This is a genomic window from Microbacterium sp. 22303, from assembly GCF_052045265.1.
Classification (GTDB): Bacteria; Actinomycetota; Actinomycetes; order Actinomycetales; family Microbacteriaceae; genus Microbacterium.
In genome coordinates this window covers 481889-502661 of the sequence record NZ_JBQEOQ010000001.1, presented here as the reverse complement: position 1 = coordinate 502661, position 20773 = coordinate 481889, and the positions used below count along the sequence as shown (strand labels likewise).

At 69.1% G+C, this 20773-nt stretch carries 20 protein-coding genes; 16 read left to right on the top strand and 4 right to left on the bottom strand.

Translation table 11 applies throughout. From position 1 onward, the window contains the following. Nucleotides 1-31 precede the first annotated feature (31 nt). The 3 genes from pdxS (at nucleotide 32) to ACTJI8_RS02405 (ending at nucleotide 2402) form a co-directional block, all read left to right on the top strand. A complete protein-coding gene (gene pdxS, locus ACTJI8_RS02415) occupies nucleotides 32-934 on the top strand; it encodes a pyridoxal 5'-phosphate synthase lyase subunit PdxS (protein ID WP_440731809.1) in 903 nt (300 codons plus the stop codon). Continuing rightward, a complete protein-coding gene (gene pdxT / locus ACTJI8_RS02410; RefSeq protein ID WP_440732432.1) occupies nucleotides 928-1539 on the top strand; it encodes a pyridoxal 5'-phosphate synthase glutaminase subunit PdxT in 612 nt (203 codons plus the stop codon). Before pdxS ends, pdxT begins: the two co-directional genes overlap by 7 nt. 104 nt (nucleotides 1540-1643) lie before the next feature. Beyond that, entirely contained in the window at nucleotides 1644-2402 is a 759-nt protein-coding gene (locus tag ACTJI8_RS02405; protein WP_440731808.1) for a YebC/PmpR family DNA-binding transcriptional regulator, read from the top strand. 120 nt (nucleotides 2403-2522) lie between these two features. Here the strand turns inward: ACTJI8_RS02405 and ACTJI8_RS02400 are convergent, their stop codons facing one another. Further along, complete coding sequence (locus ACTJI8_RS02400; RefSeq protein ID WP_440731807.1) at nucleotides 2523-2846, bottom strand: GIY-YIG nuclease family protein; 324 nt, start codon at nucleotides 2844-2846, stop codon at nucleotides 2523-2525. 162 nt (nucleotides 2847-3008) lie between these two features. Between ACTJI8_RS02400 and ruvC the strand changes: the two genes are divergently transcribed. The 7 genes from ruvC (at nucleotide 3009) to ACTJI8_RS02365 (ending at nucleotide 10885) form a co-directional block, all read left to right on the top strand. Next, the gene (ruvC, locus tag ACTJI8_RS02395; RefSeq protein ID WP_440731806.1) at nucleotides 3009-3599 is read left to right on the top strand and encodes a crossover junction endodeoxyribonuclease RuvC; all 591 of its coding nucleotides are present in this window, start codon (nucleotides 3009-3011) and stop codon (nucleotides 3597-3599) included. Between the two features lie 9 nt (nucleotides 3600-3608). Next, entirely contained in the window at nucleotides 3609-4226 is a 618-nt protein-coding gene (gene ruvA / locus ACTJI8_RS02390; RefSeq protein ID WP_440731805.1) for a Holliday junction branch migration protein RuvA, read from the top strand. Then, nucleotides 4219-5247 (top strand): Holliday junction branch migration DNA helicase RuvB, encoded by a 1029-nt coding sequence (gene ruvB / locus ACTJI8_RS02385; protein ID WP_440731804.1) that lies wholly within the window; start codon nucleotides 4219-4221, stop codon nucleotides 5245-5247. The genes ruvA and ruvB overlap by 8 nt, the downstream gene beginning before the upstream one ends. Before the next feature lie 75 nt (nucleotides 5248-5322). Further along, entirely contained in the window at nucleotides 5323-5772 is a 450-nt protein-coding gene (locus ACTJI8_RS02380; RefSeq protein ID WP_440731803.1) for a preprotein translocase subunit YajC, read from the top strand. A gap of 69 nt (nucleotides 5773-5841) precedes the next feature. After that, the gene (secD, locus tag ACTJI8_RS02375) at nucleotides 5842-7569 is read left to right on the top strand and encodes a protein translocase subunit SecD (RefSeq protein ID WP_440731802.1); all 1728 of its coding nucleotides are present in this window, start codon (nucleotides 5842-5844) and stop codon (nucleotides 7567-7569) included. Beyond that, on the top strand, nucleotides 7569-8570 hold the full coding sequence (secF, locus tag ACTJI8_RS02370; RefSeq protein WP_440731801.1) for a protein translocase subunit SecF: 1002 nt from the start codon (nucleotides 7569-7571) through the stop codon (nucleotides 8568-8570). Before secD ends, secF begins: the two co-directional genes overlap by 1 nt. Nucleotides 8571-8626: 56 nt before the next feature. Beyond that, nucleotides 8627-10885, top strand: coding sequence for a RelA/SpoT family protein (locus tag ACTJI8_RS02365; RefSeq protein WP_440731800.1), 2259 nt, complete (start codon nucleotides 8627-8629; stop codon nucleotides 10883-10885). A gap of 36 nt (nucleotides 10886-10921) precedes the next feature. Here the strand turns inward: ACTJI8_RS02365 and ACTJI8_RS02360 are convergent, their stop codons facing one another. The 3 genes from ACTJI8_RS02360 to ACTJI8_RS02350 form a co-directional block, all read right to left on the bottom strand. Next, nucleotides 10922-11485, bottom strand: coding sequence for an SAM-dependent methyltransferase (locus tag ACTJI8_RS02360; protein WP_440731799.1), 564 nt, complete (start codon nucleotides 11483-11485; stop codon nucleotides 10922-10924). A 91-nt stretch (nucleotides 11486-11576) separates the two neighbouring features. Beyond that, the gene (locus tag ACTJI8_RS02355; protein ID WP_440731798.1) at nucleotides 11577-13193 is read right to left on the bottom strand and encodes a DUF349 domain-containing protein; all 1617 of its coding nucleotides are present in this window, start codon (nucleotides 13191-13193) and stop codon (nucleotides 11577-11579) included. 87 nt (nucleotides 13194-13280) lie between these two features. Further along, nucleotides 13281-13580, bottom strand: coding sequence for a hypothetical protein (locus ACTJI8_RS02350; protein WP_440731797.1), 300 nt, complete (start codon nucleotides 13578-13580; stop codon nucleotides 13281-13283). 124 nt (nucleotides 13581-13704) lie between these two features. On the opposite strand from ACTJI8_RS02350, the gene ACTJI8_RS02345 reads away from it, so the two are divergent. The 6 genes from ACTJI8_RS02345 to mltG all read left to right on the top strand — a co-directional run bounded on the left by ACTJI8_RS02345 (nucleotide 13705) and on the right by mltG (nucleotide 20772). Further along, nucleotides 13705-15042 carry a replication-associated recombination protein A gene (locus ACTJI8_RS02345; protein WP_440731796.1) on the top strand — a complete coding sequence of 446 codons (1338 nt, stop codon included), beginning with the start codon at nucleotides 13705-13707 and terminating at the stop codon, nucleotides 15040-15042. A gap of 216 nt (nucleotides 15043-15258) precedes the next feature. Beyond that, nucleotides 15259-15888 (top strand): 30S ribosomal protein S4, encoded by a 630-nt coding sequence (rpsD, locus tag ACTJI8_RS02340; RefSeq protein ID WP_440731795.1) that lies wholly within the window; start codon nucleotides 15259-15261, stop codon nucleotides 15886-15888. A 142-nt stretch (nucleotides 15889-16030) separates the two neighbouring features. Further along, nucleotides 16031-16222: a hypothetical protein gene (locus tag ACTJI8_RS02335; RefSeq protein WP_440731794.1), complete on the top strand. Its 192-nt coding sequence runs from the start codon at nucleotides 16031-16033 to the stop codon at nucleotides 16220-16222. A gap of 68 nt (nucleotides 16223-16290) precedes the next feature. After that, entirely contained in the window at nucleotides 16291-18951 is a 2661-nt protein-coding gene (alaS, locus tag ACTJI8_RS02330; protein ID WP_440731793.1) for an alanine--tRNA ligase, read from the top strand. Further along, a complete protein-coding gene (ruvX, locus tag ACTJI8_RS02325) occupies nucleotides 18948-19421 on the top strand; it encodes a Holliday junction resolvase RuvX (protein ID WP_440731792.1) in 474 nt (157 codons plus the stop codon). Before alaS ends, ruvX begins: the two co-directional genes overlap by 4 nt. 1 nt (nucleotide 19422) lies before the next feature. Next, nucleotides 19423-20772 (top strand): endolytic transglycosylase MltG, encoded by a 1350-nt coding sequence (mltG, locus tag ACTJI8_RS02320; protein ID WP_440731791.1) that lies wholly within the window; start codon nucleotides 19423-19425, stop codon nucleotides 20770-20772. The last annotated feature ends 1 nt before the right edge of the window (nucleotide 20773 follow it).

The following is a 20773-nucleotide window of genomic DNA, read 5'->3' as shown; positions in this document are numbered from 1 at the left end:
CGTTCGTGGCAGACAGCGTATTATCTGTCCTATGACAGAACTTGCACCCGAATCGACCACCGGCACCGGTCGCGTCAAGCGCGGCCTGGCGGAGATGCTCAAGGGCGGCGTCATCATGGACGTCGTCACCCCCGAGCAGGCGAAGATCGCGGAGGACGCCGGAGCCGTCGCCGTCATGGCGCTCGAGCGCGTGCCGGCCGACATCCGCGCCCAGGGCGGCGTGTCGCGTATGAGCGACCCGGACATGATCGACGGCATCATCTCCGCCGTCTCGATCCCCGTCATGGCCAAGGCGCGCATCGGCCACTTCGTGGAGGCGCAGGTGCTGCAGGAGCTCGGTGTCGACTACATCGACGAGTCCGAGGTGCTCTCTCCCGCGGACTACGTCAACCACATCGACAAGTGGGGCTTCACCGTGCCCTTCGTCTGCGGCGCGACCAACCTCGGCGAGGCGCTGCGCCGGATCACCGAAGGCGCGGCCATGATCCGCTCCAAGGGCGAGGCCGGTACCGGCGACGTGTCCGAGGCCATGAAGCACATCCGCACTATCCGCGGCGAGATCGCGCGGCTGTCCTCGCTGCCGAAGGACGAGCTCTACGTCGCGGCGAAGGAGCTGCAGGCCCCGTACGAGCTCGTCGCCGAGGTCGCCGAGAAGGGCGCCCTGCCCGTCGTCATGTTCGTGGCCGGGGGAGTGGCCACTCCCGCTGACGCCGCCATGATGATGCAGCTCGGCGCCGACGGCGTGTTCGTCGGATCCGGCATCTTCAAGTCCGGCGACCCGGCCGCCCGCGCCGCCGCGATCGTGAAGGCGACCGCCGCCTACGACGACCCCGCCGTGATCGCCCAGGTCTCGCGCGGGCTCGGTGAGGCCATGGTCGGCATCAACGTGTCCGACCTGCCCGCACCGCACCGTCTCGCGGAGCGCGGCTGGTGACGACCGCCGTGCGGATCGGCGTGCTCGCGCTGCAGGGAGATGTGCGCGAGCATGCCGCGATCCTCACCTCGCTCGGGGCGGAGGCGGTTCGCGTCCGCCGCCCCGAGCAGCTGGACGGGCTCGACGGCCTGGTGATCCCGGGCGGTGAGTCGAGCGTGATCGACAAGCTGTCCCGGATCTTCGGCCTGCGCGAGCCGCTGCGGGCGCTCATCGCCGAAGGACTGCCGGTCTACGGCACCTGCGCAGGGCTGATCCTGCTCGCGGATGAGATCGAGGGCGCGATCGACGGCCAGCTGACCTTCGGCGGTCTCGACGTCACGGTCGCGCGCAACGCCTTCGGCGGTCAGGTCGAGTCCTTCGAGACCGAGCTGGAGATCGAAGGCATCGAAGGGCCGGTGGATGCCACGTTCATCCGGGCGCCGCTCATCACGCGGGTCGGGCCGAAGGCGACGGCGATCGCGGCGCTGCCCGACGGCGGAGTGGTGGCAGTGCAGCAGGGCAACCTGCTGGGCACGAGCTTCCACCCCGAGATGAACGGCGAGGCGCGGCTGCACGCGCGGTTCCTGGAGCTGGTCGCGGCCCGACGGGCTGCTGTCGCAGCGTAGTCTCGCGGCTCTGCGCCCCGCCGTCGGTGCTTCCGACGCGGATCTTCTAGAATGGACGATGCCCTGGCGGGACGAACCGCGGGGCTGATTCGAGCGGGAGAGATATGTCCGGGCATTCCAAGTGGGCCACCACCAAGCACAAGAAGGCCGTCATCGACTCGCGCCGTGCGAAGTCCTGGGCCAAGCTCATCAAGAACATCGAGGTCGCCGCGAAGCTCGGCGGCGCTGATCTCGCGGGCAACCCGACGCTGTTCGACGCCGTGCTCAAGGCGAAGAAGACCTCCGTCCCGAAGGACAACATCGACCGCGCCATCAAGCGCGGCGCCGGCATCGGCGGCGAGTCGGTCGAGTACTCCTCGATCACGTACGAAGGCTATGGCGCGAACGGCGTCGCTCTCATGATCGAATGTCTGACCGACAACAAGAACCGGGCCGCCGCCGAGGTGCGCACAGCGCTCAGCCGCAACGGCGGCACGCTTGCCGATCCCGGATCCGTCGCCTACAACTTCACCCGCAAGGGCGTCATCGTCGTCGACGGCGAGAACACCACCGAGGACGACGTCATGATGGCGGCGCTCGAAGCAGGGGCCGAGGAGATCGAGCCGCACGCGCAGGGCTTCGAGATCATCACCGAGGCATCCGACCTGGTCGCGGTGCGCACCGCGCTGCAGGAGGCGGGCATCGAGTACGAATCGGCGGACGTCGAGTTCGTGCCGAACCTCAAGGTCGAGATCGACGCCGAGGCGGCGCGCAAGATCTTCCGCCTCATCGACGCACTCGAGGACAGCGACGACGTGCAGAACGTCTACGCGAACTTCGACCTCACGGCCGAGGTGCAGGCCGAGCTCGAGAACGACGAGTAAGCCCGAGGGCAAAGGGGCCGGTGGCGCTGCGGCGCGCACCGGCCCCCTTTGTCGTCGTTGTTCTGGTCCGGAAGGCACCGGTCACTGAGCTTGTCGAAGTGACCACGACGAGCCGACTCGTTACAGGGTTCCTCGGGATGACGTTGCGGCTCTAGCGTGGACAGGGTGCGCCAAGGCTGGCAGATCCTCCCCGCGGTGTTGAATCAAAGCCAGCTTCTTTGCCCGAGACCAGCCCTGGATCTGCTTCTCGCGCGCGAACGCCTCGTCAATGCGATCGAACCACTCGGCATACGCCAGGTGCACGGGCCGCCGCTTGCGCGTGAAGTTCGCACCGAGTTCAAAATCGTTGTTGTGCTGCCATACGCGGGCCTCGACATCGTCGAGCGCAGTGCTGCCGGTATAGAAGGATCCGTCTGCGCACTCGACAATGTACGTCCAAGCCATCGGCCAAGTCTTTCCGGAAACGGTCCGCCGTGGAGGGGCTGTGGACAACTGGCCGTGTCGACGGTGTCCCTTCGACAGGCTCAGGGACCGTCGTCTGACTGGCCATATGGGCTGGCCGCGCGCCTCGGCGCCGACCGACTGCGCTGCGCCTAGCCTGGAGGCATGACGGGCGTACGGCGGGTTCTGGGCATCGACCCCGGCCTCACGCGCTGCGGTGTGGGTGTCGTGGACGTCGATGCGAGGCGCCGCGGCACTCTCGTGCACGTGGGCGTGATCCGCACGCCCGTGGATGCGCCGATCGGCGAGCGCCTTGCCGCTGTCGCTGCGGGGATCCGTGCGGTGATCGCCGAACACGGCCCCGACGCGGTCGCGGTGGAACGCGTCTTCGCCCAGCAGAACAGCCACACCGTGATGGGCACCGCGCAGGCCAGCGGCGTGGCACTGCTGATCGCCGCCGAGCACGAGCTGCCGGCGGCCACGCACACCCCGAGCGAGGTGAAGGCGGCCGTCACCGGGTACGGCTCCGCCGACAAGAAGCAGGTGCAGGCGATGATCGCCCGGATCCTGAGGCTCGACGCACCCCCGCAGCCGGCCGACGCCGCCGACGCCCTCGCGATCGCGCTCTGCCATGCCTGGCGCGGTGCGGGACTCGGCGGGGGAGCGGATCCGGGATCCGACGCCCTGACCCCGGCGCAGAAGGCCTGGGCCGACGCGGAGCGTGTCGCTCGAACATACATACGAGCACGTGCGTAGACTGCTTTCATGATCTCTTCCCTGCGCGGCATCGTGCTGTCCGCGAGCACGGATTCCGTCGTCGTCGAGGTCGGGGGAGTCGGCTTCTGGGTCGCCGTGCCCGGCGACGTCGCGCACACCGCCAGGGTCGGGCACGAACTCCGACTGCACACGTCGCTCATCGTTCGGGAGGACGCGCTGTCGCTGTACGGCTTCGCAGACCAGGCCGAGCTCGAGGTGTTCGGTCATCTTCTGTCGGTGACGGGCGTGGGACCGAAGTCCGCGCTCGGGGTGCTCTCGCACCTCTCCGTGGACCAGATCGCGAGCGCGGTCGCCGCTGACGACGACGCGCCCTTCCGCCGGGTCTCCGGCATCGGCCCGAAGACCGCCAAGCTCATCGTGGTGCAGCTCACCGGCAAGCTCCATGCGCCGGTCGCCGCATCCGCCGCCGCGTCCGTCCCCGACGAGATCGGAACGCAGCTGATCGCCGCCCTGATCGGACTGGGATGGTCGGAGCGCATCGCCGCGGACGCCGCGGAACGCAGCGCCGCCGAGGCCAGCGAGACCGAGCGCGGATCCGTCGCGCTGCTTCTCCGGCGCACGCTCGCCACCCTCGGTCCTGCCCAGGGCGGAAGTGCTCGTGGCTGAGTTCCACGACTCCGGCGACGTCGTCGACGAGGCCGAGCTCGCCGTCGAGGGAGCGTTGCGTCCGGCGAGCCTGAGCGAGTTCGTCGGCCAGCACAAGGTGCGCGGACAGATGACTCTGCTTCTCGAGGCCGCGAGGATCCAGGATCGCCCGGCTGATCACATCCTGCTCTCCGGCCCCCCGGGACTCGGCAAGACCACGTTGGCGATGATCGTGGCGCATGAGAGCGGGCGCCCGCTGCGCATGTCCAGCGGGCCGGCGATCCAGCATGCGGGTGACCTCGCCGCGCTGCTGTCGAGCCTCACGCCCGGCGAGGTGCTGTTCATCGACGAGATCCATCGGATGGCACGGTCCGCCGAGGAGATGCTGTACCTCGCGATGGAGGACTTCCGGATCGACATCATGGTCGGCAAGGGTGCCGGGGCGACGAGCATCCCGCTCGATCTCGCCCCGTTCACGCTCGTCGGCGCCACCACGCGTTCGGGTCTGCTGCCGAACCCGCTGCGCGACCGCTTCGGCTTCACGGCCCACCTGGAGTACTACGAGGCGGAGGAGCTCGAACGGGTCGTGGAGCGCTCCTCGATCGTCCTCGGCGTGGAGGTGCCCCCGATCGCGCGTGCCGAGATCGGACGGCGCTCCCGGGGCACTCCCCGCATCGCGAACCGACTGCTCCGGCGCGTGCGGGACTACGCCCTCGTGCACGGTGGCGGATCCTCGGCCTCCGTCGATGACGTGCGGGCGGCGCTGGAGCTCTACGACGTGGACCGGATCGGCCTCGATCGCCTGGACCGCGCCGTGCTGGATGCGATCGTGCGCCGCTTCCGCGGGGGACCCGTAGGGCTCAGCACACTCGCCGTCTCGGTCGGAGAGGAGGCGGACACCATCGAGAGCGTCGTGGAGCCGTATCTGGTCCGGATCGGATTCCTCGGCCGCACTCCCCGCGGGCGCATCGCCATGCCGGAGGCGTACGCCCATCTCGGCATCGCGCACCCCGAGGGGGCCGCGTTGTTCGATGACCTATAATCGCTGGAGACTTTCACCTTCCCCACCCCTTCCGCGCCCCACCGCCGGCGCGCGCCTCGAAAGGCTCCTCTTCGCATGAATCTCGCGACGTTCTTCTCGCAGTACGGCCTGTTCTTCGTCCTGGCCATCCTGCTCGTCTTCATGGTCCTCTCGACCCGCAAGCGCAACAAGCGAATGAAGGAGGAGCAGGAGAAGAAGGCCACGCAGACCGTCCCCGGAGCCAAGGTGCTGCTGCAGGGCGGCCTCTACGGCACGATCGTCGAGTTCGACCCGGAGAACCTGGACCGTCCCGCGAAGGTGGAGATCGCGCCCGGCGTGGTCATCGAGGTGCACTCGCAGGCGATCCTGCGGGTCGTGGACGAGGAGCAGAACGCTCCGGTCGCCGATGAGGCGCACACGCCGCTCGACGAGCAGACGACTCTCGACGCGCAGACCCCGCTGGACGAGCGCGCCAAGGACATCCGCATCGAGTCGGCCGAGGAGACCAAGGCGCGCCTGGAGCGCGACGCCGACGACAAGAACTGACGCGGTCCGCGCGCGCCGCTCGACCGTCCCTCCGGACAGACCGTCCCCCTCAGAAAGCGAAGAACCTTCGTGGCATCGTCTTCTCCCGTCAAGCACGCCTGGCGGGTCCTGCTCGGCCTGCTCATCGCCATCGGCGTGCTCTTCGGCCTGAACGCCCTGGGCGTGTACGGCTTCGGCAAGAGCTCCTGGTCGCCGCAACTCGCACTGGACCTGCAGGGTGGCACGCAGATCATCCTCAGCGCGCAGACGGCGGACGGCAAGGATCCCAACGCCGAGCAGCTCGATCAGGCGGCGCAGATCATCCGCCAGCGCGTGGACGCCTCGGGTGTCGGCGAGTCGGACATCACCACGGAGGGCGGCCGCAACATCGTCGTCCAGATCGCCGGCAAGGCGGACGAGGCGACGCGCAACCGCATTCAGGCCAGCGCGAAGATGGAGTTGCGTGCCGTGCTGGCGGCCACGGCGCCGTCCACGTCCTTCGTCGGCGACGACGGCAAATCGACGCCGTATCCGACCCCCGCGCCGGATCTCGCCTCCACGCCGTCGCCGTCACCGACCGACGGCAGCGACATGTCGTGGGTGACGCCGAAGCTGCAGGCCGAGTTCCTCGCATACGACTGCAAGACCAAGCGCGATGCGGCGAAGCAGCCCACGGACCAGCCGCTGATCGCCTGCGACAGCAGCGGCCAGGCCAAGTACCTGCTCGGTCCGGTGGAACTGGACGGCACGTCGATCAAGGACGCCGTCGCCGGCCTGAACCAGCAGAATGCCCAGTGGGAGGTCAACCTCACCTTCGACGGCAAGGGCACCGACGCGTTCGGCAAGGTCAGCCAGCGCCTCTACGCGTTCACGCAGCAGAACCAGACGCCGCGCAATCAGTTCGCGTTCGTGCTGGACGGATCCGTCATCTCCGCGCCGTCCATGAACGGCGTGATCCTCGACGGGCGTCCTTCGATCAGCGGCTCGTTCACCCAGGAGACGGCGAAGAGCCTCGCCGACCAGCTCAAGTTCGGTGCGCTGCCGCTGAGCTTCACGGTGCAGAGCTCCGACACCATCTCCGCGACGCTCGGATCCCAGCAGCTGCAGATCGGCCTCATCGCGGGCCTGATCGGTCTCGGCCTCGTCGCGATCTACTCGCTGCTCAGTTACCGGGCCCTCGGTTTCGTGATCATCGCGTCGATCGCCGTGATGGCCGTCATCACCTACGTGCTGATCTGCATCCTGGGCTGGCGGATGGGCTTCCGCCTCTCGCTCGCCGGCGTCGCCGGTCTGATCGTCTCGATCGGATTCACGGCCGACTCCTTCATCGTCTACTTCGAACGAATAAGGGATGAGCTGCGCGACGGCAAGTCCATCACCGGTGCGGTGGAGGACGGCTGGAGTCGCGCCAAGCGCACGATCTACATCTCGAAGTCGATCAACATCCTCGCCGCCGTGGTGCTGTACATCCTCGCCGACGCAACGGTGAAGGGCTTCGCGTTCACGCTGGGTCTGACCACCCTCATCGACGTGCTGATCTTCGTGGTGTTCACGCACCCGATGATGCAGATCCTCGCCCGCACGCGCTTCTTCGGCAACGGCCACCCGCTCTCGGGCATGGACCCGGAGGCGCTCGGCGCCGTCTACCGCGGACGCACCGAGTACCGCGCCGTCGCCACCGGCTCTCAGGGCAAGGCGGCGCGCGCCGGCCGCTCCCGTGGCGAGGCGGAGCGTCGTCAGACCATCGCCGAACGAAAGCGCGCGGAGGCTCTTGCCGAAGCGTCCCAGGGCGCGAGCCGGAACGGGGAGAACGACTGATGCGCTCCATGAACGAGTTCGGAAACGACCTCTACTCCGGCAGGACCTCGTTCCCGTTCGTCGGGAAGCGGCGGCTCTGGTTCATCATCGCGATCCTGCTCGTCGTGGGCTCCGCGCTGGTGCCGCTGTTCCGTCCGGTGCAGTTCTCGATCGAGTTCACCGGTGGATCCCAGTTCACGGTCGAAGCCCCCGCGAACCGCAACCAGGACATCGCGACGACCGCGGTGCGCTCGGTGCTGCCGAATGTCACCACGAAGGTGACCACCGTCAACAACCGCGACATCCGGGTGCAGACCGCCCAGCTCAAGAGCGAGCAGGAGAGCCACGACGTGGCGGCCGCCCTCGCGAAGGCGTACGGCGTCGCCGAGGACAAGGTGAACACCTCGTTCATCGGCCCGAGCTGGGGCGAAGGCGTGACACGCCAGTCGCTCTGGGGCCTTGCGATCTTCCTCGCGCTGACGTTCCTGATCCTCGCGATCTACTTCCGCACCTGGAAGATGTCGGCGGCGTCCATCCTCGGTCTGCTCGACGTGCTGATCATCACGGTCGGGGTGTACGCGCTGGCCGGGTTCGAGATCTCCCCGGCGGCCGTGATCGGCTTCCTCACGATCCTCGCCTACTCGCTGTACGACACCACGGTCGTGTTCGACAAGATCCGCGAGAACACGACCGAGGAGGGCGCCAAGTCCTCCCGCACGTTCGGCGAGGCCGTGAACCTCGCCGTGAACCAGACGCTCGTCAGATCGATCAACACGGCCGTCATCGCGGCCTTGCCGGTCGGCGCGATCCTGTTCATCGGGGCGTTCTGGCTCGGCGCGCAGACCCTCACCGACATCTCGCTGTCGATCTTCGTCGGCATCATCGTCGCCGCCTACTCGACGCTGTTCGTCGCGGCGCCGTTGTACTCGCTGTTCCGGGAGAACGAGCCGGCGATCCGTGAGCACGACAAGCGCGTGCTCGCGGCGCGGGAGCGCGCCACGGCCACCGCGGTGGAGGTCTGAGCCTCGATGCGTCCGGCCGTCCCCGGCGCTTGTAGGATGATCTGCCTGGAGGTCGGATGAGCGAGGTCGGCACGACGCCTGGGGCGTCGGCGCAGGGGTCGAGTCTGCGCAGGCTCGTCCCGCGCATCTTCTCGCGCGCGCCCCGGATCAACGACCTCGACAACCTCATCCGCACGGTGCGGCAGAACCACCCGCGCGGCGATCTCGCGATCATCGAGCGCGCGTACGCGGTCGCGGCGGAGAAGCACCAGGGTCAGAAGCGACAAAGCGGCGAGCCGTACATCACGCACCCGCTCGCGGTGGCGCAGATCCTCGCGGATCTCGGGCTCGGCCCGCGCGCGATCGCGGCGGCGCTGCTGCACGACACCGTCGAGGACACGGGCTACGCGCTCACCGAGCTGACCGCGACCTTCGGCGACGAGGTCGCCATGCTGGTCGACGGCGTCACCAAGCTCGACAAGGTGAAGTACGGCGACAGCGCGCAGGCCGAGACGGTCCGCAAGATGATCGTCGCGATGTCGAAGGACATCCGGGTGCTCATCATCAAGCTCGCTGACCGCCTGCACAACGCCCGCACCTGGGGTTTCGTGCCGCCGGAGAAGGCGGCGAAGAAGGCCACCGAGACCCTCGAGATCTATGCCCCGCTCGCGCATCGGCTCGGAATCCAGGCGATCAAGTCCGAGCTCGAGGACCTGTCCTTCGCGGTGCTGCATCCGAAGATCTACGCCGAGATCGACAGCCTCATCAAACAGCGCACGCCGCAGCGCGAGAAGTACATCCACGAGGTGGTCGACGCGGTCGAGAGCGACCTGCGTGACCTGCGAGTGCGCGGGAAGGTCGCCGGGCGGCCCAAGCAGCTCTACTCGGTGTACCAGAAGATGGTCGTGCGGGGCCGCGAGTTCGACGACATCTACGACCTGATCGGCATCAGGGTCCTGGTCGGCACGGTGCGCGACTGCTACGCGGTGCTGGGCGCGATCCATGCCCGATGGACCCCGCTGCCCGGCCGGTTCAAGGACTACATCGCCACCCCGAAGTTCAATCTGTACCAGTCGCTGCACACCACGGTGATCGGCCCCGGCGGCCGCACGGTGGAGATCCAGATCCGCACGCACGAGATGCATCAGCAGGCCGAGTTCGGCGTGGCCGCGCACTGGATGTACAAGGAGCGGATGAACGGCACGGGCAAGGGCACCGCCGACGCGGACATGACCTGGCTCGCGCATATCTCGGACTGGCAGGCCGAGACCGCCGACCCCAGCGAGTTCCTCGACTCGCTGCGCTTCGAGATCGGCGCGAAGGAGGTCTACGTCTTCACGCCGAAGGGTCGGGTGATCGGGCTTCCCTCCGGTGCGACGCCGGTGGACTTCGCCTACGCGGTGCACACCGAGATCGGTCACCGCACGATGGGCGCCAAGGTCAACGGCCGGCTCGTGCCGCTGGAGACCGCGCTGAACAGCGGTGACGTGGTCGAGGTGTTCACCTCGAAGAACCCCGACGCCGGACCCAGCCAGGACTGGCTGACGTTCGTGAAGAGCACACGCGCGCGCAACAAGATCCGCGGCTGGTTCACGAAGGAGCGCCGCGAGGAGGCGATCGAGCAGGGCAAGGAGGCCATCGCCCGTGCGATGCGCCGGCAGAACCTGCCCCTGCAGCGGCTGATGAGCCAGGAGTCGTTCACCGAGGTCGCGCACCAGCTGCGCTATGAGGACGTCTCGGCGCTTTACGCCGCGGTCGGTGAGGGGCACGTGTCCACCCAGTCCGTGCTGGAGAAGGTCACCGCGCTCATCTCCACGACCGAGGACACCTCGACCGGCGCGATCGACATCCCCGCCCAGGGACGCAGCCGCATTCCGCGCGAGGGCGACTCCGGGGTGCTGGTGCGCGGCGCGGCCGACATCCTGGTGAAGCTCGCAAAGTGCTGCACCCCGGTGCCGGGGGACGAGATCGTCGGTTTCGTCACGCGGGGGAGCGGTGTTTCCGTGCACCGCTCCGACTGCGTGAACGTCAAGGCACTGTCGGTCGAGAAGGACCGGATGGTGGACGTCGAATGGGCGCCGACCACGCGCAGCGTGTTCCTGGTGCAGATCCAGGTGGAGGCGCTGGACCGTTCCGGTCTGCTGTCCGACGTCACCAGGGTGCTCAGCGAGCACCACGTGAACATCCTCTCCGCCACCGTTCAGACGACCAACGATCGCCTGGCGCTCAGCCGCTTCGTCTTCGAGATGGGCGACACGGTGCACCTCGACCGCGTGCTCAACGCGGTGCGCCGGATCGACGCCGTCTACGACGTCTACCGCGTCACCTCGTCCTGAGCGAGGTCTTCGCGCCCCGAGGCGCGGTCGTCTCGCTCAGCAGGACGGCGGTTCTGCTCCGTGAGCGGAGAGGAACCGTGCGACGCGGTGATAGCCGGGGCCGTGGTGCAGCCGTGCCAGGCGGACAGCGGTGCGGGCGACGAGCGACGGATCCGCGAGAACCAGCAGTCGGGCCCAGTCATGCCGCTCCGGCACCGTCACGGGCCAGCGCAGCAGGTCGATGAGTGTGCGCTCCGGGGTCGTCACCGCGTGGCCGCCGAGGTGCTGCACGTCCGAAGGGTCCAGCACCGGATCATGCACGATGATCCGTCGCGTCGTCGGGGCGCGCAGCCGGCGGCCGGTCGCGCTCTGCAACTCGTGCAGATCCGGTGGGGAATCCCCGGCGCCATGGATCCACGCTGCGGTCATGCCGGCGAACGCGGCACCGTGCAGCCCCGCGACGAGGGAGGCCAGTGAAGCGGCCCGGAGAGCGGCCGTCTCGACGAGGTCCGCCGGAGCGTATGCCTCGCCGAGCTCGACCACATCCCCATCCAGGCGCGCTGCCGCGAGTTCGGGCAGGGAGAGCCGATCTCCGGGGAGGTGCAGGAACGCGTCGCGCATGCCTCCAGTGTGCGGTACACGACACAGGGCGGGGATCCGGAGAACCCCGCCCTGTGGACAACTCCCGCGAATGCGGGGTGCGTGTCGTCGTTCAGCCCCCGAGAGCGTTCAGCCAGGCGCGTCGGGCCTCGAGAGCCTCGGTCGCCTCCTTGAGCGCCTTGGCGTTGCCGGACTGCTCCGCGGCGTCGCGCTCGGCCTCGAGCTTGGCGATGGCCTGCTGGAGCTGATCGCTCATCGCGCCGGCGCGGGCCTTCGTCTCGGGGTTGTTGCGCTTCCAATCGACGTCCTCACGCGACTTCAACTCCTGCTCGATGACGCGCAGGCGATCGTCCAGGGCACGCTCCTTCTCGCGCGGGAAGATCCGTCCGACCTCATCCCACTGGCGCTGGATGCGGGTCAGCATGGCTCGCGCCTTGGCGAGGTTCGGCTCGTCAGCGACGGCCTTGGCCTCTTCGAGCAGCGCGGTGCGCGCCTCGATACGGGGAGCGGACTCCGCCTCGGTCGCCGCCGCCTGCTCGGCGCGCGCCGAGTAGAGCGCGTCACCCGCGGCCTTGAACCGGGCCCACAGCGCGTCGTCGGCCTTGCGCCCCGCACGACCGGCGGCCTTCCACTCGTCGAGAAGACTGCGGTAGGCGGGAATCCCGTCCACGCCCTTGGGCGCCAGGGCCTCGGCGCGCTCGACCAGGCGCGACTTGCGGTCGCGCGCGGTCTTGTGGGTCTCGTCGAGCTCGGCGTAGAAGGCACGGCGCTGACGGTCAACCGTCGCGCGGGCATCGCGGAATCGCTTCCAGAGCTGATTCGCCGCACCCTTCGGGAGGCGCGGGCCGTTCTGCTGGTGGCTCTGCCACGCGTCGAACAGCGCGCCCATCTCCTCGGTGACCTTCTTCCACTGCACGGAGGAGAGGTCCTGCGCGGCGATCGCCTCGGAACGCTCCACGAGAGCGGTGCGCTCGGCGATGGCCGCGTCGACGGCGGCCTTGGTCTCGGCCGCCTCTGCCGCAGAGGCGTCGGCGAGGGATCCGGTCAGCGTGTCGAGGCGGGCACGGAGGTTCGCGAGGTCGCCGACCGCAGCTGCGTCGGTGACCTCGGTGACGAGGTGCTGCGCCTGCTTGGCGAGATCCGTGGCGCCGGACCCGCCGGCCTGCACCCGCTGCTCCAGGGTGTTCACCTTGAAGGCGAGATCCTCGAACTTGCGCACGAAGTAGGCGAGCGCCTCGGCCGGGGTGCCGTCGGGGTACTGCCCGACCTCGCGCCACTCGTCGCCTTCGCGAACGGACACCGTCCCGTCCTCGGTGACGCGACCCCATTCGGCCGCGTCGCTGGTGCTCACCGGTGCCGGGACGACGGGCGCCACCGGCACGGCGGGGCGGATCGCCGAGGCGGGGGGCCGGGGCATGGCCGGAGGCCGGGGCATCGCCGGCGGACGCGGAGCCGGGACCGAGGGGCGCGCTTCGACGGCAGGGGCCGGAGCGGAAGCTGCCTCACCGGTCTGCTCGGCAGGCGCGGACTCCTCGACAGGCCTGGCGTCCTCGACCGGTGCAGCAGTTTCGGCGTCGGCGCTCTCGACGGGTGCCGCGGCGACCTCGGGCGATTCCGCGGTCGGGGCCTCGGCTGCGTCGGCGACGGGCGTCGTGGCGTTCTCGGCGTCGGGCTGCGAGGTCTGCTCGGCGGCCGTCGGGTTTTCGGGGGTGTGCTCTTCGGTGGACACGGTGAACTCCTTGCGCGGCATGCCGCGGGAGGCGGAAAGGACAGGGCCAGCCTAGTACGCCGGGGCGGGGCGCGAGAGGGCTGCCGCTCAGCCGGCCGGGGTCTCCGTCGCCGTCGGGGCAGGCGCGGGAACGGAGCTCGGAGCCGCCGTCGGGCTGACCGTCGCAGAGGGGGACGGGGCGGGCGCGGTCGCCTCCGCATGCACGACCTGGCTCACGATCGCGCCGATCACGATGACGGCTCCCACGACCACGGCGACGGTGTTGTCACGCACTCTGCGCCGGACGCTCGCGGCGTGCAGGCCCTGGCGTGCGGCGTGCAGGCGCGCGCGCTCCTGCTGCATGCGAGCGCGCTGATCGCGGGCGTTCGTCGGGCGGCGAGCGGCCATGGATCCTCCCTGGATGTCGAGGACCGAGCTTATATCGCGTGCGCCTCGACGCGCCGTGCGACGCGTGACTTCGCCAGGGGTGCCGCGCGTCCCCGTGTCGGCGCACGACGTTAGCCTTGACCGCATGACTCCTGCAGCACCGCTGATGAGCGGCCAGACGCCGCTCGCCGTGCGGATGCGTCCGATCTCGCTCGACGAGGTCGCCGGGCAGCAGCACCTGCTGCGGCCGGGTTCCCCGATCGTGGCGCTCGCGGATCCGGCGGCGAAGACCGCGTCGAGCGTCTCGATGATCCTGTGGGGCCCGCCGGGCACGGGCAAGACCACCCTCGCGCAGGCCATCGCGCGCTTGTCAGGGCGTCGCTTCGTGGAGCTGTCGGCCATCACGGCGGGGGTGAAGGACGTGCGCGAGGTCATGCAGGAGGCGCTCAACCAGCGCGACCTCTACGGCCAGTCGACCATCCTGTTCCTCGACGAGATCCACCGCTTCACGAAGGCGCAGCAGGACGCTCTGCTGCCGGGTGTGGAGAACGGCTGGGTCATCCTCATCGCGGCGACCACGGAGAATCCGTCGTTCTCGGTCATCTCCCCGCTGCTGTCCCGCTCGCTGCTGCTCACGCTGCAGCCTCTCACCGACGAGGACATCGGCCTTCTGATCGACCGGGCCGTGTCCGATCCGCGCGGGTTGAGCGGGCGCGCGGTGCTGGACGACGCCGCACGGGCCGCCCTGATCCGACTCGCTTCGGGCGACGCACGGAGGGCGCTCACCGCGCTCGAGGCCGCGGCCGCCGTCGCGGCTTCGCCGGATCGCCTCACCGAGGACGAGACGCCGACCGTCACCGACGACGATGTGGCGCAGGCGGTGGATCGTGCGCTGCTGCGCTACGACCGCCAGGGCGACGAGCACTACGACGTCATCAGCGCGTTCATCAAGTCGATCCGCGGTTCGGACGTCGATGCCGCGGTGCACTATCTCGCCCGGATGATCGAAGCGGGCGAGGACCCGCGCTTCATCGCGCGCCGGCTTGTCATCTCGGCGTCCGAGGACATCGGCCTGGCCGATCCGCAGGCGCTCGTGATCGCCGTCGCAGCCGCAGACGCCGTCGCCTTCATCGGCATGCCGGAGGGGCGGATCCCGCTCGCCGAGGCGACGATCTACCTCGCGACCACGGCGAAGTCGAACGCTGCCTACCTGGCCATCGACGCGGCGATCGCGGATATCCGTGCGGGTGGGTTCGGGCGAGTACCCGGGCATCTGCGCGACGCGCACTATCCGGGCGCCAAGCGCCTTGGACACGGCAAGGGCTACCGCTATCCGCATGACAGCGACGCCGGCATCGTGCCGCAGCAGTATCTCCCTGACGAGCTGCGGGGGCGCCGCTACTATCAGCCCAAGGCGCTCGGCGGAGAGCGCGAGGTGCAGGCGCGGCTCGAGCGCATCCGGAGGATCCTGGGGGAGGCGTAGGCGGGGCGTGGCACAAGTCGTCGCACTCAGAGCCACTGCGACAGGCGCACAGGCCTGATCTGATAGCATGGATCGGCTCGAAACCGTGTTTTCGGGCATCTCTCCACTCCTGCACCACCCTCTCGTCCGCCCCGGCGTGCGCTCGTGAGGGGCGGAATCGAGACGATACGTCCGCGAGCCGTGATCGACACGGCCGCGTATCGAAAGGAACACTTCGTGGTCACGAAGTCCCAGGACCGCCGCAAGGTCCGCCTGTCCCGTGCACTCGGCATCGCCCTCACCCCGAAGGCGGCCAAGTACCTCGAGAAGCGTCCCTACGCTCCCGGTGAGCACGGCCGCACCAAGCGCAAGCAGGACAGCGACTACGCCGTCCGTCTGCGCGAGAAGCAGCGTCTCCGCGAGCAGTACGGCATCCGCGAGAAGCAGCTGGTCATCCAGTTCAACGAGGCCCGTCGCAAGGACGGCCTGACGGGTGAGAACCTCGTCGAGCAGCTCGAGATGCGTCTGGACGCGCTCGTGGTCCGCGCCGGTTTCGCGCGCACCACCGCGCAGGCGCGTCAGCTCGTCGTGCACCGTCACATCCTCGTCGACGGCCAGCTCGTCGACCGCCCGTCCTTCCGCGTGAAGCCGGGTCAGCTCATCCACGTCAAGCCCAAGAGCGAGGGCCTCGAGCCCTTCCAGGTGGCGGCCGCAGGCGGTCACGCCGACGTCCTGCCCCCGGTTCCGGGCTACCTCGAGGTCGAGCTCGACAAGCTGGAGGCCCGTCTGGTCCGTCGCCCCAAGCGCGCCGAGGTCCCCGTGACCTGTGACGTGCAGCTGGTCGTCGAGTACTACGCGGCTCGCTGATCCACAGCGACTCTGCTCTCGGAGTTCAGCGAACTCTGCGAACACGCCGAGGAGGCGTCGGGGGTATCCCCGGCGCCTCCTTCGCGTTTGCGCATACGATGGAGAGCGTTGTGACGAGCGGGCCCGAACCGGAGGTGGTGACATGAAGACCCTGCTGTGGTTCCTCATCGGCGTGATCGGCGGCTTCGTCGCCGCGCATTTCATGAACAAGGATCCGCGAGGACACGACGTGCTGGCGGCCGTCGACGACCGGATCAACGAGTTCACCGGGATCCTCGCCGGCGCTTTCCACGCCGAGGAGGCGCGCCTCACTCAGGACGGCGCCGCGGACTGACGCGGATCGCTCCCTCTCCCGAAACCTGCGCTCCGGCGCGCCCTGACAGCAAGGACCCCTCGACGAGCATGAAGACCGCGGAGATCGCGCAGCGCTACCTGAGCTACTTCGAGAAGAACGATCACCTGATCGTCCCCTCGGCGTCACTGGTCAGCGACGACCCCTCGCTGCTGTTCACCGTGGCCGGCATGGTGCCGATGATCCCCTACCTCACCGGCGTGGTCCCCGCACCGCACCCGCGCATCGCCGACCTGCAGAAGTGCATCCGCACCAACGACATCGAAGAGGTCGGTCGCACGGCCCGGCACGGCACCTTCTTCCAGATGCTCGGCAACTGGTCGTTCGGCGACTACTTCAAGGAAGGCGCGATCCGCTACGCCTGGGAGCTGCTGACCGGCTCCGAGAGCGACGGCGGCCTGGGCTTCGATGAGAAGGACCTCTGGGTCACGGTCTTCGAGACGGACGACGAGGCCGAGGCGATCTGGCGCGACGTCATCGGCCTGAAGCCGGAGCGCATCCAGCGCCTCGGCCGTGCGGACAACTACTGGAACACGGGTCAGCCCGGCCCCGGCGGCCCCGACAGCGAGATCTTCTTCGACCGCGGACCCGCGTACGGCCAGGACGGGGGACCGGCCGCAGACGACAACCGGTTCCTGGAGATCTGGAACCTCGTGTTCATGCAGGACTTCATCGAGAACATCCGCGGCAAGACCGAGTTCGACATCGTGGGCGAGCTGCCCATGAAGAACATCGACACCGGCATGGGGCTCGAGCGCGTCGCCTTCCTCAAGCAGGGCGTCGAGAACATGTACGAGACCGACCAGGTGCGCCCCGTGCTGGACCGCGCCGTCGAGCTCTCCGGCCGCCGCTACGGCGCCGAGCACGCCGACGACGTCCGCTTCCGCGTCGTCGCCGACCACGTGCGCTCCGCGCTCATGCTGCTCTCAGACGGCGTGCGACCGTCGAACGAGGGCCGCGGCTACATCCTCCGCCGGCTCATGCGCCGCACGGTCCGCTCCATGCGTCTGCTCGGCGTCGACGAGCCGGTGTTCCCCGAGCTGTTCGCGGTGTCCAAGGACGCCATGAAGAGCGCCTACCCGATCCTCGAGCAGGACTGGGCGCAGCTCTCGGCCGCCGCGGACGCGGAGGAGGAGACGTTCCGCCGCACGCTGGACGCCGGATCCACGATCCTCGACCTCGCCCTCGCCGACACGAAGAAGGCCGGATCCGAGACGCTGAAGGGGTCCGAGGCGTTCCTGCTGCACGACACCTACGGCTTCCCGATCGACCTCACTCTCGAGATCGCCGAGGAAGCGGGCCTGAACGTCGACCGCGCCGCGTTCGACTCGCTCATGCAGGAGCAGCGTTCCCGCGCCAAGGCCGACGCACGCAATCGCAAGCGGCAGATCGCAGACGTGTCCGTCTACGGCGACCTGCGCGCGAAGGGTGAGACCGCGTTCCTCGGCTATGACGAGCTCGAGACCAGCTCGACCGTGCTCGGCATCCTCGTCGACGGTCAGCCCGTGCGCAACGCCGCAGAGGGCCAGGTGGCGGAGGTCGTCCTCGCCGAGACCACGCTGTACGCCGAGTCGGGCGGCCAGGTCGCCGACAAGGGCGTCATCACCGGACCCGGCTACGCGCTCGAGGTGCTGGACGTCCAGCGTCCCGTTCCGGGGCTGATCAGCCACACCGTCGAGGTGACCACGGGCGTGGTGTCCGTCGATGCGCCCGCGACGACGAGCGTGGATGCCGCCAACCGCCGAGCCGCCCGTCAGGCGCACTCCGCCACGCACCTCGTGCATGCGGCCCTGCGCGACACCCTCGGCAAGACCGCCACTCAGGCCGGATCCCTGAACCGCGCCGGCTACCTGCGGTTCGACTTCTCCTGGGGACAGGCGCTCTCCGCAGACACCAAGACCGAGATCGAGGAGATCGCGAACCGCGCCGTGCAGGACGGGCTCGAGGTCACCACGCGGATCATGTCCCTGGACGACGCCAAGGCCGCCGGCGCGATGGCCCTGTTCGGCGAGAAGTACGGCTCGACCGTGCGCATGGTGGATATCGGCGGCCCCTGGTCGCGGGAGCTGTGCGCCGGCACGCACGTGTCCTCGAGCGCTGAGATCGGACTCATCAATCTCGTCGGCGAGTCGTCGGTCGGCGCATCGAACCGCCGTGTGGAGGCTCTCGTCGGCGCGGACGCGTTCCGCGAGTTCGCCGCCGAGCGCGCCCTCGTGTCACAGCTCACCTCTGCGCTGAAGACGCCGCGCGACCAGCTCACCGAGCGCGTGACGGATCTGGCCGCGCAGCTGAAGGCGGCGGAGAAGCGGATCGCGCAGTTCGAGGCCGCGGAACGCGCCGGCCGGGTCCCCGCGATCGCGCAGACAGCCACGCCCCTCGGCTCGCTGCAGTTCGTGGCGCACGATCTCGGCGGGGTCGGCGGCGCGGACGAGGTGCGCGAGATCGCGACCGGCGTGCGAGACACGTTCGGATCCGCAGCCGCGGTCGTGGCGATCTCGGGCGTGGCGAACGGCCGGCCCATGGTGGTCGTCGCGGCCAACGACGGCGCCCGTGCCCAGGGTGCGAAGGCCGGTGCCCTCGCGAAGATCGCGGCCGGCGTGCTCGGCGGCGGAGGCGGCGGCCGCGACGACGTCGCACAGGGCGGCGGATCCGATGCGGCGGCACTGCCGGCGGCGTTCTCCGCGATCGAGCAGGAGCTGCGTCGCGCGTGACCGGGTTCCGACGGGGCGTACGGCTCGGCATCGATGTGGGCCGCGCCAGGATCGGCGTGGCCAGGTGCGATCCTGACGGCATGCTCGCCGTGCCCGTGGAGACCGTGCCCCGCGGCGACGGGGCGGTTGGCCGGATCGCGGAACTCGCCGCCGAATACGAACCGCTCGAGTTCGTCGTGGGCCTGCCGATCAACCTCCGCGGTGAGGACACCGCCTCGACCGCCGACGCCCGCGAGTTCGCCGAGTCCCTAGGCCGTGCCAGCGGGATCGCCGTCCGGCTGATCGACGAGCGCCTGAGCACGGTCACTGCGCACCAGGCGCTGCGCGCCTCGGGACGCACGCAGCGCAACTCGCGCGGCGTGGTCGACCAGGCCGCCGCCGTCGTGCTGCTGCAGCACGCGATCGACATCGAGAAGAACACCGGCAACCCAGCCGGTTCCCCGCTGATCCTCGACGAGGAGAACCCCTGACATGTCCGACCGATCGCCATCGGCCGCCACGCCGGAGAACGACCCCGTCTCGCACGACCTGTTCGGCGCACTGCCGGATCCGCAGGTGCAGACCCCGCGCCCGGCCGAACAGCCTGCGGTTCCCGGTTCCCGTCGTGCGGCCCGCGCGGCCGCGTCCTCCCCGTCCACGCCGGCAGCCTCCGACGAGGGCACCGGGACCCCCGCGGAACGGCACGACGAGACCCATTCGACGCTCGAGGCGCTGTTCCGCCATGAGGCCGAGCCGCCCGTCGCGCCGAAGCGGAAGAAGCGGCGCGGCTGTCTGGTGGCCCTGCTCGTGGTGTTCGTGCTGGTCGCCGGCGCCGCAGGCGGTGGGCTCTGGGTCTGGAACGCCTACGGCGACAAGATCAGCGAGGTCATGGGCTGGGGCCCGTCGAAGGACTATGAAGCGGGTCAGGCCACCGGCAATGCGCTCGTCACCATCAACAAGGGCGACGGCGGGCACCAGGTGTCCGAGGCGCTCTACCGGGCCGGCGTCACGAAGACCTCCGACGTGTTCTACACCATGATGGTGAAGGAGAACATCGTCAACACGTTCTATCCGGGCGTCTACAAGCTGCAGCAGAAGATGACCGCCGCCGCCGCGCTCAAGGCGCTCAACGACCCGAAGAACAAGATGCAGAACTCCGCGGTGATCCCCGAGGGATACACCGTCGCCGAGACCGTGGAACGGATCTCGAAGAGCGTGGATGTGCCGCTGGCAGATCTCCAGGCGGCCGTGCAGAGTCCGGCTGACTACGGGGTGAACGCCCCGTCGCTGGAGGGCTGGCTCTTCCCCGCTCTCTACGAGTTCGGCCCCGGAGCAACCGCGAAGGACATCGTCGCCACGATGGTGAAGCGTACCAGGGACTCGCTCGCCTCCGCGGCCGTCCCCGCGAGCGACGAGCAGCGCGTGCTCACGATCGCGTCGATCATCCAGCGCGAGGCTCGTGCCGAGGCGGACTTCTACAAGGTCTCGCGGGTGATCCAGAACCGCCTGGATCAGGGCATGAAGCTGCAGATGGACTCCACCGCGCAGTACGGCTACGGCGAACTGCACAGCGGTTCGGCCAGCACCTCCGACGAGGCGCAGACCGATGACAACCCGTGGAACACGTATGTGATCGACGGGCTGCCGAAGACCCCCATCGCCAATCCGGGCGACAAGGCGATCGACGCCGCCATGCACCCCGCGGACGGACCCTGGCTGTACTTCGTCACGGTCAACCTGGACACCGGCGAGACGGTGTTCTCGACGACCTACGCCGAGCACGAGGCCGCGGTCAAGCAGTGGCAGGACTGGTGCAAGGCCAACCCCGACTCCGGATGCTGAC